The sequence below is a fragment of the Paenibacillus sp. FSL R5-0810 genome, assembly GCF_038002285.1.
GTDB classification, from domain to species: domain Bacteria; phylum Bacillota; class Bacilli; order Paenibacillales; family Paenibacillaceae; genus Paenibacillus_AQ; species Paenibacillus_AQ lactis.
On the sequence record NZ_JBBOCF010000001.1, the window covers coordinates 5,933,686 to 5,946,294 of the forward strand.

General features: G+C 51.5%; 7 protein-coding genes, 9 tRNA genes and 4 rRNA genes. 18 read left to right on the forward strand and 2 right to left on the reverse strand.

Going from position 1 to position 12,609, the window contains the following annotated elements; all coding sequences use genetic code 11:
- Window positions 1-29: 29 nt before the first annotated feature.
- The gene (gene cwlD, locus MKX76_RS26230) at window positions 30-803 is read left to right on the forward strand and encodes an N-acetylmuramoyl-L-alanine amidase CwlD (protein ID WP_144870394.1); all 774 of its coding nucleotides are present in this window, start codon (window positions 30-32) and stop codon (window positions 801-803) included.
- Between the two features lie 63 nt (window positions 804-866).
- Window positions 867-1,964, forward strand: coding sequence for an Mrp/NBP35 family ATP-binding protein (locus tag MKX76_RS26235; RefSeq protein WP_251537809.1), 1,098 nt, complete (start codon window positions 867-869; stop codon window positions 1,962-1,964).
- Window positions 1,965-2,458: 494 nt separating this feature from the next.
- On the opposite strand, the gene gerD is transcribed toward MKX76_RS26235, so the two are convergent.
- Window positions 2,459-3,172, reverse strand: a complete 714-nt coding sequence (gerD, locus tag MKX76_RS26240; protein ID WP_028406975.1) for a spore germination lipoprotein GerD — start codon at window positions 3,170-3,172, stop codon at window positions 2,459-2,461.
- A gap of 127 nt (window positions 3,173-3,299) precedes the next feature.
- Here gerD and MKX76_RS26245 point away from each other — a divergent pair, with 127 nt between their 5' ends.
- Entirely contained in the window at window positions 3,300-3,893 is a 594-nt protein-coding gene (locus tag MKX76_RS26245) for a KinB-signaling pathway activation protein (protein ID WP_007132532.1), read from the forward strand.
- 45 nt (window positions 3,894-3,938) lie between these two features.
- On the opposite strand, the gene pdaB is transcribed toward MKX76_RS26245, so the two are convergent.
- Window positions 3,939-4,742 (reverse strand): polysaccharide deacetylase family sporulation protein PdaB, encoded by an 804-nt coding sequence (gene pdaB / locus MKX76_RS26250; protein ID WP_028406976.1) that lies wholly within the window; start codon window positions 4,740-4,742, stop codon window positions 3,939-3,941.
- A 94-nt stretch (window positions 4,743-4,836) separates the two neighbouring features.
- On the opposite strand from pdaB, the gene MKX76_RS26255 reads away from it, so the two are divergent.
- The 15 genes from MKX76_RS26255 (at window position 4,837) to MKX76_RS26325 (ending at window position 12,608) form a co-directional block, all read left to right on the forward strand.
- A complete protein-coding gene (locus tag MKX76_RS26255; protein ID WP_028406977.1) occupies window positions 4,837-5,445 on the forward strand; it encodes a stage II sporulation protein M in 609 nt (202 codons plus the stop codon).
- A 222-nt stretch (window positions 5,446-5,667) separates the two neighbouring features.
- Window positions 5,668-5,898 (forward strand): hypothetical protein, encoded by a 231-nt coding sequence (locus MKX76_RS26260; protein WP_007132529.1) that lies wholly within the window; start codon window positions 5,668-5,670, stop codon window positions 5,896-5,898.
- Window positions 5,899-6,273: 375 nt separating this feature from the next.
- Window positions 6,274-7,827: ribosomal RNA gene (locus MKX76_RS26265) — 16S ribosomal RNA — on the forward strand.
- 135 nt (window positions 7,828-7,962) lie between these two features.
- Window positions 7,963-8,079 (forward strand): 5S ribosomal RNA (rrf, locus tag MKX76_RS26270).
- Between the two features lie 9 nt (window positions 8,080-8,088).
- Window positions 8,089-8,165 (forward strand) — tRNA-Ile (locus MKX76_RS26275).
- A gap of 26 nt (window positions 8,166-8,191) precedes the next feature.
- Window positions 8,192-8,267 (forward strand) — tRNA-Ala (locus MKX76_RS26280).
- A gap of 294 nt (window positions 8,268-8,561) precedes the next feature.
- A 23S ribosomal RNA gene (locus tag MKX76_RS26285) occupies window positions 8,562-11,488 on the forward strand.
- Window positions 11,489-11,768: 280 nt separating this feature from the next.
- Window positions 11,769-11,885, forward strand: a 5S ribosomal RNA gene (gene rrf, locus MKX76_RS26290).
- The 16S, 23S and 5S rRNA genes sit together here with 9 tRNA genes alongside, the layout of an rRNA operon.
- 10 nt (window positions 11,886-11,895) lie before the next feature.
- A tRNA-Asn gene (locus MKX76_RS26295) sits at window positions 11,896-11,971 on the forward strand.
- Between the two features lie 3 nt (window positions 11,972-11,974).
- Window positions 11,975-12,050: transfer RNA gene (locus MKX76_RS26300), tRNA-Thr, on the forward strand.
- Between the two features lie 38 nt (window positions 12,051-12,088).
- Window positions 12,089-12,163 (forward strand) — tRNA-Glu (locus MKX76_RS26305).
- A 4-nt stretch (window positions 12,164-12,167) separates the two neighbouring features.
- A tRNA-Val gene (locus MKX76_RS26310) sits at window positions 12,168-12,243 on the forward strand.
- A 47-nt stretch (window positions 12,244-12,290) separates the two neighbouring features.
- A tRNA-Gln gene (locus MKX76_RS26315) sits at window positions 12,291-12,365 on the forward strand.
- Window positions 12,366-12,434: 69 nt separating this feature from the next.
- Window positions 12,435-12,510: transfer RNA gene (locus tag MKX76_RS26320), tRNA-Lys, on the forward strand.
- Window positions 12,511-12,524: 14 nt separating this feature from the next.
- Window positions 12,525-12,608, forward strand: a tRNA-Leu gene (locus MKX76_RS26325).
- Window position 12,609 lies beyond the last annotated feature (1 nt).

The following is a 12,609-nucleotide window of genomic DNA, read 5'->3' on the forward strand; positions in this document are numbered from 1 at the left end:
TACAACTCATGGGACGAGGTGGTTTTGTTATGTCCAGGCGGAGTTCGGACAAGGTGACGTTGTGGGTATCGTGGAAGAGAATCAAGCAATCGATAATAGGGGCCGGCCTGCTTGCATTAATTTTGATCGTCGTTACGTATGAGGTTCCATCTGCGAACACCTCCAACACCTGGAGTCTGCCGCTGGCGGGCAAAGTGATCGCGCTCGACGCGGGGCACGGCGGGCCTGACGGCGGGGCTGTCAGCCGCCAAGGGGTGATCGAGAAGGATGTAAACTTAGCCATTACGCTGTATTTACGCGATTATTTGCAGCAGGCCGGAGCGCTGGTGGTGATGACGAGGGAAGGAGATTATGATCTTGCCTCGGAATCGACCAAGGGCTATTCCAAGCGGAAGACCGAGGATCTGAAGCAGCGGGTGCGGAAGATCGAGGACAGCCGTGCGGATCTATTCATCAGCGTGCATCTGAACAGCATTCCTTCCAATCGTTGGAGAGGGGCGCAGACCTTTTTCCCTCCGAACAATGAGGAGAGCAGAAAGCTTGCCGAATTGATCCAGAGCGAAATCCGACACAACCTCCAGAACACACAGCGGCTGGCGAAGACGGAAGACACCATATATCTGCTTAAGGCTCTACAGATGCCGTCTGCCCTGGTCGAGGTGGGATTCTTGTCCCACCCGGAGGAATCCGACTTGCTCCGGGATGAGAAATACCAACGGAAAGTGGCTGCTGCCGTCTATAACGGTATTTTGCGTTATACCGCTGGAGAGTCCCCGTCCGAGTCGTCACAAGCTGCAGAGTAATGGTATAATAGACATGTTATCGAAGCAATGTCTATTCCATTACATAGAGCAGAGGTGCTTATCATGCTGACTAGAGAACAGGTACAGGAGATACTCCAGCCGCTGACCGATCCCGAAACCGGGAAGAGTCTGATGGAGCTTCAGCGTATTCGGGATATCGTGGTCAAAGAACGGACAGTCCGTCTATCCGTAACCTATAGCAGCGAAAATGTACGCGCTTCCTTGGAGGCGCAAATCCGGGAGCTTCTGGAGGCAATGGGTGCGGAGGATATCCATATCCGGATGCGTCCGCTGGAGCAAGGCGGGGGCGAAGCGCCCCGGAATCAGGAGCCAAGCGACCGCGAGAAGCTGACGAAGGGCCACGCAGCCGGTATGGAGAACCATGAGTTATTGAGTGAGGAGTCAGGCGTAACTTTCATTGCTGTAGCAAGCGGCAAGGGCGGTGTCGGCAAATCGACGGTGACCGTGAACCTCGCAGCGGCCCTGGCGCGGCAAGGCAAGAAGGTCGGGCTGATTGATGCAGACATTTACGGCTTTAGCGTACCGGATATGATGGGCATCGAAATCGGGCCGACCGTTTCCGATGACGGTGTGATTCATCCCGTAGAACGTTTCGGTGTCAAAGTGATGTCCATGGGCTTCTTCATTCGTGAGAACAGCCCCGTGATTTGGCGAGGCCCGATGCTCGGCAAGATGCTGCGTCAATTTTTCAGCGATGTGGCTTGGGGAGAACTGGACTACATGCTTCTTGATCTTCCGCCGGGAACGGGGGATATCGCCCTGGACGTGCATCAGATGATCCCGCAGAGCAAGGAGATCATCGTTACGACGCCGCATGCGACAGCAGCGTTTGTCGCCGCTAGAGCGGGGGCGATGGCGATCCAGACGGAGCATGAAATATTGGGCGTTGTAGAGAATATGGCGTACTATGCCTGCTCCCATTGCGGTGAGAAGGATTACGTATTTGGTCGGGGCGGCGGCGGGAAGCTTGCCGAGACGCTTCATACGGAGCTGCTGGCGCAGCTGCCGCTCGGCGGGCCGGATAACCATCCGTCCGAGCCTGATTTCTCTCCTTCGGTGTATAAGCCAGGTACCGAAAGTGCCGCGATATATGATGAGGTTGCGGCCAAGATTGTGAATAAGTGCGAGAGCAACCGTTAATAAGCGATAGCGAAACGAAACAAGCTCCCTGATGGGAGCTTGTTTGCATATGAAGCGGCTGAATGTGCCGTGTGGCATATGAGCCAGGTGGAAGTGCCGTGTGGCATATGAGCCAGGTGGAAGTGCCGTGTGGCATATGAGCCAGGTGGAAGTGCCGTGTGGCATATGAGCAGGCTAATGTGCTCTATGGCGTCTGAGCCGCTGAATGTGTTGTTAGCGCACGAGTAGGCTAACGTGCCTCCGAGCTGGACGTGCCGTAATGGCGGATGAGCCGGGGAGATGAGCCGTATGCGTTTGATGGGGCACAAGGCCGTTTTGCGTGAGAACTGCATGGGCCGTTATGCGTATGAACTGACTGTATAGGCTGTTAATGGGATTTACCCAGTTTCAATCGTTACGGTTTTTGGATTCAAGAGGCAGCCAGTTAGCCAAGAACGATAACCGGTGAAAGAGTGTCTTTAACCGGATATGTTGAGAGGGTACCGGCCAGACGGTTAACTTCCGCTGCCGCCCTCTTCACCTTGACCGCCGCCTTCGCCGCCACCTTCACCCTCGCCGCCGCCTTCACCGCCGCCTTGCTCTTGCTTCTGCCCCTCTTGCGGCTGCTTCTTCTCCACTTTAGGTTGAAGCTCGTCCTTTACGACGGATTTCAGAAGCTCCAGCACTTCCATGCGGAAGAGGGGATTTTGCATCGCCTCTTGCATGACGGTCATGGATTGCTTGCGGTAATCCGGCGTGTTGGTCAACTCAAGAAACGACTTCATCACGTCCGGAGATTTCAGCATGTCCTGAATGGCTTTTTGATAAGTAGGGTCTTTAATCAACTGCATATGCAGCTGTTTGCTTTGGGAATTGATCGCTTTGGCGAAATCGCCGGCAAATTTCGGGTCGGTCATAATTTTTTCGATTTCTTTTTTATATTCATCCGATACAAGCGTGTCTTTAACAGCCATCCGGATCTCCTCGCCGGATTGGGCGGTCATCATCCGCATCCCCATCGACCCGGTGCTTCCGGAAGAACCGGACCCGCCACCGAGCGCATCTTCCACCGCTTTTTTTCCTTCGTCGGTCTTCAGGATGTCGACCACCATGGATTTGATCTCTTTATATCCAAGCTGAGGGGAAGCGCTCTGTTCCTGGCCGCAAGCGGTAAGCGTTATGGCAGCAACGAAGACGATAATACATAAACGAAATAACGGCCACTTCATTACCGTTTTCCTCCTTTTTTACGGTTCTGTGAATAGTATGTGATGCTTTTGCGGAAATATGTCGCATTCAGAATGGTTTTTTATTGTGAACGTTGGTAAAATAATGATCTGTGGGGGTGGAGGTTCGTTGAGCTTACGGAAGTGGTCCAAATTATTTTTGAAGACGATGCTCGTAGGGGCAGTAGCGGCCTTAATTGTAGGTCTGGGGCTGCAGCTGTTTAATGGCTTTATCGATTTTAAGGGAGTAGCCGATTTTTTAATATACCCGCTGATTTTGTTGGGTTCTGGGGCTTTGGTGAGCGTGTATTCCCAGATGGGCTTTTTTGCCTACCTGACGTTAAATTATATGGGAATAGGCATATTCCGCAAAAAAACCTGGCAGTACATTCAGATCGTGCTAGCCGTTCTTGCGCTGCTTGAGCTGATGTTCTTCCGCACCTTCGTTGGCGGATCGACTAGCTTGGGACAAGATGTGGGCTTAGGGATTGCCATTCTGGTCGTTGCAGTCATTGTCGCTTATTTTAAAGTAAAGAGCACGAACGCCAATGCCTGGATACCGACGCTGTTCTTTATGATGGCGGTTTCTATTGTAGAAATCATCGGCGTTCTGCAGATCGGTGTGAGCAATGCCACCATCTTTATGGTCGTACCTCTTTTGATCTGTAATGCATACCAAATTCTGACGCTGCATAAAGTTACGCAGGATGAAAAAAAGAGCTAAACCTTAGCTCTTTTTTTATTACCGGTAGGAAAGCGGGAGGCAGCATCACAGCCCGCCGGCATCCTCAATATTTTGTTGAATCGAAGCATGGTCGCGTACCTCGGTGCCCTTTGTGCTTCCTTGCTGGAGCAAGTCGGTCACGGTGACGAACTCATACCCCTTATTGCGGAGTTCTTGAATGATCTGCGGCAGCGCTTCGTGCGTTTGCTTGACGGAGTCGCTGGCATGCATGAGGACGATATCGCCGGGATGCGCTTTGGAGACGACCCGGTCGACGATTTTATCCACGCCGATGTTCTTCCAATCTCTTGAGTCCGTATCCCACTGGATGACGGTATAGTTCAGGCTTTCCGCAATGCTTAAGACCCGTTTATCAAAGTCGCCGTTCGGCATCCGGATTAATTTCGGTTCTTGTCCGGTCATTGAGGTTAAAATATCATGAGCCGACATGATCTGCTTCCGAATCTCCTCGTCGGACAGGGAGCTGTAATTCTCGTGCTTGAAGCCGTGGCTGCCGATTTCATAACCGCTTTCCTTAATGGCATTCACGATATCCGGATGTGTTTTGCTCCATGGTCCGGAGAGGAAGAAGGTGGCTTTCTGGACTCCGTTGTCTTTTAGCGCCTTCAAAATGGGCTCTGCACGTTTTTCTCCCCAGCTGATATCAAATGTCAAGGCTATCTGCTTCTTGTCTGTAGACACGCTGTAAATGGCCGACGGGCCGGTTTCAGAGAAAACCGAGATATTGTCGCTCTCCACATAAATGACGCCGATTGCAAATACCGCTGCGGCAAGAACAAAGAAAAACCGCTTGATCTTTCTGCCGTTGAATACATAAAAAGAATTCATAATACGATCTGCCCCTCTCCCTTCAGTGTGCAGTAGCTTGTTTACTTCAACATATGCTCGTACTTGTGAGTTATACCAATAAAGGAGGTACCGAATGTTTCGTTTTAGCAATTTTCTTAGAGATTTAACCACGATCCGGAAGGCGCTCATTCTTTCTGCCGTCTTGTTTGCCGGCGGGATTGCGATCGGGTGGGGATCGGAGGAATTTGAGCAGCTGCTTATCAGCCAGCTTCAAGGGCTGGGAGAGATGAGTCAGGAGCTGCGGATGTCGGACAACCCGGAATGGAGCTTCTTTGTGTTTATATTTTTGAACAATAGCATCAAGAGTGTGCTGGTCATGCTGTCAGGCATATTGCTCGGGGTTATCCCATTCATTTTCCTTCTCGTTAACGGCATGGTGATTGGTTTTTTGCTGAAAATCGTGCAGGCAAGCGGCGAGAGTCTGTTTGATCTCATTGTGAAGGGTTTGCTCCCGCACGGGATCATTGAAATTCCGGTCATTGTGATTGCCTGCGGGTATGGTCTTGCTTTCGGCGGGCTGGTCTTCCGAAGCATGCTTGCATCAGGCGAGAAAAGAAGAGGGATCGGTACGGAGTGGCGCGGCTTCTGGCGCAAGCTGGGGACGGCATCGCTATGGGTCGTCGTGCTTCTGCTGGTCGCCGCCATTATCGAAAGTACAATTACATTGTGGTTGATGTCATAATTTTCAAGGAAATTGTGCATACCTAATAAAGCGGATCGAGCGTTGTTCTTCAAGAGTGTTAAGTGAAGCTTACAGCGCTCGCTGTTTTGAAAAACCAGAAATCGCTTATATTCGGTTTAGAGATCCGGCCATATCGGTTAATCAACCTTACATAGGGAAGAGCTGCTTTAATCCGATGAAAGTGAAATTTCATTGTTCGCTAATATATAAGGAGGTCCTATCATGCTGGGAATGCTATTCAATGAGAAAGAATGCAAAGAGCTTGATTATGTACTGCGAAAAGAACTGGATGAAATGCTGCTGGACTTAAGCGACCAACGATTGGACCAGAATATTAGACAGGCGATCGCGAATCGCTATAAGACGGTATTTCGCATGTATGCCCGCTTTGCTCCTCAGAAAGAACTCTCCAAATATGCTCGTAACGGGAAGTTCCCGCAATTCAAACACTAATTCGCAGAAAAAGTGTTGACGAACTCGCCGAGTGTGTGGTAAATTAATTTTCGCTTCCTTTCCGAAGGTGATGCCGCCGGTCGGCGGCCATCAAACTTCACCAAAAACTTCAAAAAACTTTTTTTAAAAAAAGTATTGCAAAGTTGCTAGGAAGTATGATATATTATAAAAGTCGCCGCTGAGATGCGGATGACGATAAGAAACACAGATTGATCTTTGAAAACTGAACAACGAGTGAGTAAAAAACGAACCGCTTCGGCGGGGAGTTACAATAGAGAATTGAACAAATTCTCGTCAGTTTTTCTAATGAGCTACAAACTCATCGGTTGGATATTTTCTTGGAGTAATCCAGGAAGGTGTTCACTCGAAAAATCCTTATTGGAGAGTTTGATCCTGGCTCAGGACGAACGCTGGCGGCGTGCCTAATACATGCAAGTCGAGCGGACTAATGGTTTCCTTCGGGAAACCGTTGGTTAGCGGCGGACGGGTGAGTAACACGTAGGCAACCTGCCCTCAAGACTGGGATAACTACCGGAAACGGTAGCTAATACCGGATAATTAAATCCGCTGCATGGCGGAGTTATGAAAGGCGGAGCAATCTGTCACTTGAGGATGGGCCTGCGGCGCATTAGCTAGTTGGTGAGGTAACGGCTCACCAAGGCGACGATGCGTAGCCGACCTGAGAGGGTGAACGGCCACACTGGGACTGAGACACGGCCCAGACTCCTACGGGAGGCAGCAGTAGGGAATCTTCCGCAATGGGCGAAAGCCTGACGGAGCAACGCCGCGTGAGTGATGAAGGTTTTCGGATCGTAAAGCTCTGTTGCCAGGGAAGAACGTCTCATAGAGTAACTGCTATGAGAGTGACGGTACCTGAGAAGAAAGCCCCGGCTAACTACGTGCCAGCAGCCGCGGTAATACGTAGGGGGCAAGCGTTGTCCGGAATTATTGGGCGTAAAGCGCGCGCAGGCGGTTCTTTAAGTCTGGTGTTTAAACCCGAGGCTCAACTTCGGGACGCACTGGAAACTGGGGAACTTGAGTGCAGAAGAGGAGAGTGGAATTCCACGTGTAGCGGTGAAATGCGTAGATATGTGGAGGAACACCAGTGGCGAAGGCGACTCTCTGGGCTGTAACTGACGCTGAGGCGCGAAAGCGTGGGGAGCGAACAGGATTAGATACCCTGGTAGTCCACGCCGTAAACGATGAATGCTAGGTGTTAGGGGTTTCGATACCCTTGGTGCCGAAGTTAACACATTAAGCATTCCGCCTGGGGAGTACGGTCGCAAGACTGAAACTCAAAGGAATTGACGGGGACCCGCACAAGCAGTGGAGTATGTGGTTTAATTCGAAGCAACGCGAAGAACCTTACCAAGTCTTGACATCCCTCTGAATCCTCTAGAGATAGAGGCGGCCTTCGGGACAGAGGAGACAGGTGGTGCATGGTTGTCGTCAGCTCGTGTCGTGAGATGTTGGGTTAAGTCCCGCAACGAGCGCAACCCTTGATCTTAGTTGCCAGCACTTCGGGTGGGCACTCTAAGGTGACTGCCGGTGACAAACCGGAGGAAGGTGGGGATGACGTCAAATCATCATGCCCCTTATGACTTGGGCTACACACGTACTACAATGGCTGGTACAACGGGAAGCGAAGCCGCGAGGTGGAGCCAATCCTAAAAAGCCAGTCTCAGTTCGGATTGCAGGCTGCAACTCGCCTGCATGAAGTCGGAATTGCTAGTAATCGCGGATCAGCATGCCGCGGTGAATACGTTCCCGGGTCTTGTACACACCGCCCGTCACACCACGAGAGTTTACAACACCCGAAGTCGGTGGGGTAACCCTTACGGGAGCCAGCCGCCGAAGGTGGGGTAGATGATTGGGGTGAAGTCGTAACAAGGTAGCCGTATCGGAAGGTGCGGCTGGATCACCTCCTTTCTATGGAGTACCTCGCTTCCGTAGCGAAGCGGTACAAATACGGTCAGCGTAAGCTGCCGGAATAGACTTTACGAAGTAAAGTCAACCAACTCACTCGTTGGTCAGTTTTGAGAGGTCAATCCTTTCATACATACGTTTGGTGATGATGGCGGAAGGGTTCCACGCGTTCCCATACCGAACACGACCGTTAAGCCTTCCAGCGCCGATGGTACTTGGACCGAAGGGTCCCGGGAGAGTAGGACGTTGCCAAGCGTATGATATGGGCCCTTAGCTCAGCTGGTTAGAGCGCACCCCTGATAAGGGTGAGGTCGGTGGTTCGAGTCCACTAGGGCCCACCATAACAACTTTATATACTTCCTAATATGGGGCTATAGCTCAGCTGGGAGAGCGCCTGCCTTGCACGCAGGAGGTCAGGGGTTCGATCCCCCTTGGCTCCACCATATTTATTCTTAACGCTTCCATAAATTGCAGGTTGTACTGTAATGGAGGTTGTGGTAAGATAATCTTCCGGTCGAAAGACTGGCATTGATCCTTGAAAACTAGATAACGAAACGAATTTGCGTTTTAGAAATATCCTTTTAGCTGAACTTGTGTCAAAACAAGTTTCAATAAAAGTAGCACGCGAAGGTTTTGGGATCATCGATCCTTTGGGAGCTTGTTTCACCATTGAGTGGTTTTATCCAATCAGGAAACAAGCGGACAACAGAGCGATGAGCACAATAACCGGAGCATAAGGTTAAGCTACTAAGAGCACACGGAGGATGCCTAGGCGCTAGGAGCCGATGAAGGACGTGGCGAACAACGATACTGCCTCGGGGAGCTGTAAGCAAGCTTCGATCCGGGGATGTCCGAATGGGGAAACCCAGCTGGTGTAATAGCCAGTTACCCGTATCTGAATACATAGGATGCGAGGAGGCATACCCAGGGAACTGAAACATCTAAGTACCTGGAGGAAGAGAAAACAAGAGTGATTCCGTCAGTAGCGGCGAGCGAACGCGGAACAGCCTAAACCAGAGAGCTTGCTCTCTGGGGTTGTGGGACGTCTCACATGGAGTTACAAAGGTTTAGATTAGACGAACAGGTCTGGAAAGGCCGGCCATAGAAGGTAAAAGCCCTGTAATCGAAAATGTGAACCCTCCGAGACGGATCCCGAGTAGTGCGGGGCACGTGAAACCCCGTATGAATCCAGCAGGACCATCTGCTAAGGCTAAATACTCCCTAGCGACCGATAGTGAAGCAGTACCGTGAGGGAAAGGTGAAAAGCACCCCGGAAGGGGAGTGAAATAGAACCTGAAACCGTGTGCTTACAAGAAGTCAGAGCCCATTATAGGGGTGATGGCGTGCCTTTTGTAGAATGAACCGGCGAGTTACGTTCCCATGCAAGGTTAAGGCGAGAAGCCGTAGCCGCAGCGAAAGCGAGTCTGAATAGGGCGACTGAGTATGTGGACGTAGACCCGAAACCGTGTGATCTACCCCTGTCCAGGGTGAAGGTGCGGTAACACGCACTGGAGGCCCGAACCCACGTACGTTGAAAAGTGCGGGGATGAGGTGGGGGTAGCGGAGAAATTCCAATCGAACTCGGAGATAGCTGGTTCTCCCCGAAATAGCTTTAGGGCTAGCCTCGGAATGAAGAGTCGTGGAGGTAGAGCACTGATTGGGTGCGGGGCCCGCAAGGGTTACCAAGCTCAGTCAAACTCCGAATGCCATAGACTTATATCCGGGAGTCAGACAGTGAGTGCTAAGATCCATTGTCAAAAGGGAAACAGCCCAGACCATCAGCTAAGGTCCCCAAGTGTGTGTTAAGTGGGAAAGGATGTGGAGTTGCACAGACAACCAGGATGTTGGCTTAGAAGCAGCCACCATTTAAAGAGTGCGTAATAGCTCACTGGTCGAGTGACTCTGCGCCGAAAATGTAACGGGGCTAAACACACCACCGAAGCTATGGCTTGATGCTTGCATCAGGGGTAGGGGAGCGTTGTGTATGCGTTGAAGGTGTACCGTAAGGAGCGCTGGAGAGTACACAAGTGAGAATGCCGGTATGAGTAACGAAAAGATCAGTGAGAATCTGATCCGCCGAAAGCCCAAGGTTTCCTGAGGAAGGCTCGTCCGCTCAGGGTAAGTCGGGACCTAAGGCGAGGCCGAAAGGCGTAGTCGAAGGACAACAGGTTGAAATTCCTGTACCACCGTAAACCGTTATGAACGATGGGGTGACGCAGGAGGGTAGTGACGCGGACTGATGGATGTCCGTCCAAGCAGTGAGGCTGATGTGTAGGCAAATCCGCACATCGTAAGGCTGGGCTGTGATGGGGAGTGAAAATTACAGTAGCGAAGGTCATGATCTCACACTGCCAAGAAAAGCCTCTAGTCAGGTGAAGGTGCCCGTACCGCAAACCGACACAGGTAGGCGAGAAGAGAATTCTAAGGCGCGCGGAAGAACTCTCGTTAAGGAACTCGGCAAAATGACCCCGTAACTTCGGGAGAAGGGGTGCCTCGGTAGGGTGAATAGCCCGAGGGGGCCGCAGTGAAAAGGCCCAAGCGACTGTTTAGCAAAAACACAGGTCTGTGCGAAGCCGCAAGGCGAAGTATACGGGCTGACGCCTGCCCGGTGCTGGAAGGTTAAGGGGAGCGGTTAGGGATTAGTCCCGAAGCTGTGAACCGAAGCCCCAGTAAACGGCGGCCGTAACTATAACGGTCCTAAGGTAGCGAAATTCCTTGTCAGGTAAATTCTGACCCGCACGAATGGCGTAACGACTTGGGCGCTGTCTCAACGAGAGATCCGGTGAAATTTTAATACCTGTGAAGATGCAGGTTACCCGCGACAAGACGGAAAGACCCCATGGAGCTTTACTGCAGCTTGATATTGGATTTGGGTACGATCTGTACAGGATAGGTGGGAGCCTAAGAAGCATGAGCGCCAGCTTGTGTGGAGGCGACGTTGGGATACCACCCTGATCGTATCTAGGTTCTAACCTGGTACCGTGATCCGGTACGGGGACAGTGTCAGGCGGGCAGTTTGACTGGGGCGGTCGCCTCCTAAAGAGTAACGGAGGCGCCCCAAGGTTCCCTCAGAATGGTTGGAAATCATTCGAAGAGTGCAAAGGCATAAGGGAGCTTGACTGCGAGACCTACAAGTCGAGCAGGGACGAAAGTCGGGCTTAGTGATCCGGTGGTACCGCATGGAAGGGCCATCGCTCAACGGATAAAAGCTACCCTGGGGATAACAGGCTTATCTCCCCCAAGAGTCCACATCGACGGGGAGGTTTGGCACCTCGATGTCGGCTCATCGCATCCTGGGGCTGAAGTAGGTCCCAAGGGTTGGGCTGTTCGCCCATTAAAGCGGTACGCGAGCTGGGTTCAGAACGTCGTGAGACAGTTCGGTCCCTATCTGTCGTGGGCGTAGGAAATTTGAGAGGAGCTGTCCTTAGTACGAGAGGACCGGGATGGACGTACCGCTGGTGCACCAGTTGTTCCGCCAGGAGCATGGCTGGGTAGCTACGTACGGACGGGATAAGCGCTGAAAGCATCTAAGCGTGAAGCCCCCCTCAAGATGAGATTTCCCAGTATGTAAGACCCCTTGAAGACGACGAGGTAGATAGGTTGGAGGTGGAAGTGCAGTAATGCATGGAGCTGACCAATACTAATCGGTCGAGGGCTTATCCTAAAAGCTTTACGAAGTAAAGCTCGCTACGGAAGCATGAACATAAACCCACCAAAGTGAAGAAGAGCTTCGAAGCTGATTCCGATTACTTTGGCGGGGCCCGGAAAGATCTGAGGATCTGAAGGGACAATGCTACGGATTCTAATCAACGCAAAGACGTTTCGTATCTAGTTTTCAAGGTTCAAAAGATCTTGAAGCGATTTTGAAGCTGCATGCCTTTTCTAAGGCTTGATATTTTGCTGGTGAGCAATCATTGAAGCAAAGCGCAGCGCAAAGAATCACGTTTGGTGGCGATGGCGGAAGGGTTCCACGCGTTCCCATACCGAACACGACCGTTAAGCCTTCCAGCGCCGATGGTACTTGGACCGAAGGGTCCCGGGAGAGTAGGACGCCGCCAAGCGAATACATATTCCCTGATAGCTCAGTTGGTAGAGCACTCGACTGTTAATCGAGTTGTCACAGGTTCGAGTCCTGTTCGGGGAGCCACCTGCTTCCATAGCTCAGTAGGTAGAGTGCATCCATGGTAAGGATGAGGTCACCGGTTCGATCCCGGTTGGAAGCTCCAGATCTTCTTTTAGCAACTTAGAAGCAGCTTAAACATGTGGCCCGTTGGTCAAGGGGTTAAGACACCTCCCTTTCACGGAGGTAACAGGGGTTCGAATCCCCTACGGGTCACCAACATGGAGGCTTAGCTCAGCTGGGAGAGCATCTGCCTTACAAGCAGAGGGTCGGGGGTTCGATCCCCTCAGCCTCCACCATTCATGTTTCAATCTGGAATTGGACATGCTAGTAACATGATAATTATTGGGGATTAGCCAAGCGGTAAGGCAACGGACTTTGACTCCGTCATGCATAGGTTCGAATCCTATATCCCCAGCCATTTTCACCTCAATTAAGGTGAAGAGCAGCTTTGAAGGTGAACCCGAAATCTCGGCGACGCCTTGAATGCGAGCCATTAGCTCAGTTGGTAGAGCACCTGACTTTTAATCAGGGTGTCGAAGGTTCGAGTCCTTCATGGCTCACCAGTGTTTTATCTTGTGCGCGTGTGGCGGAATTGGCAGACGCACTAGACTTAGGATCTAGCGTCTTTGACGTGGGGGTTCAAGTCCCTCCACGCGCACCAT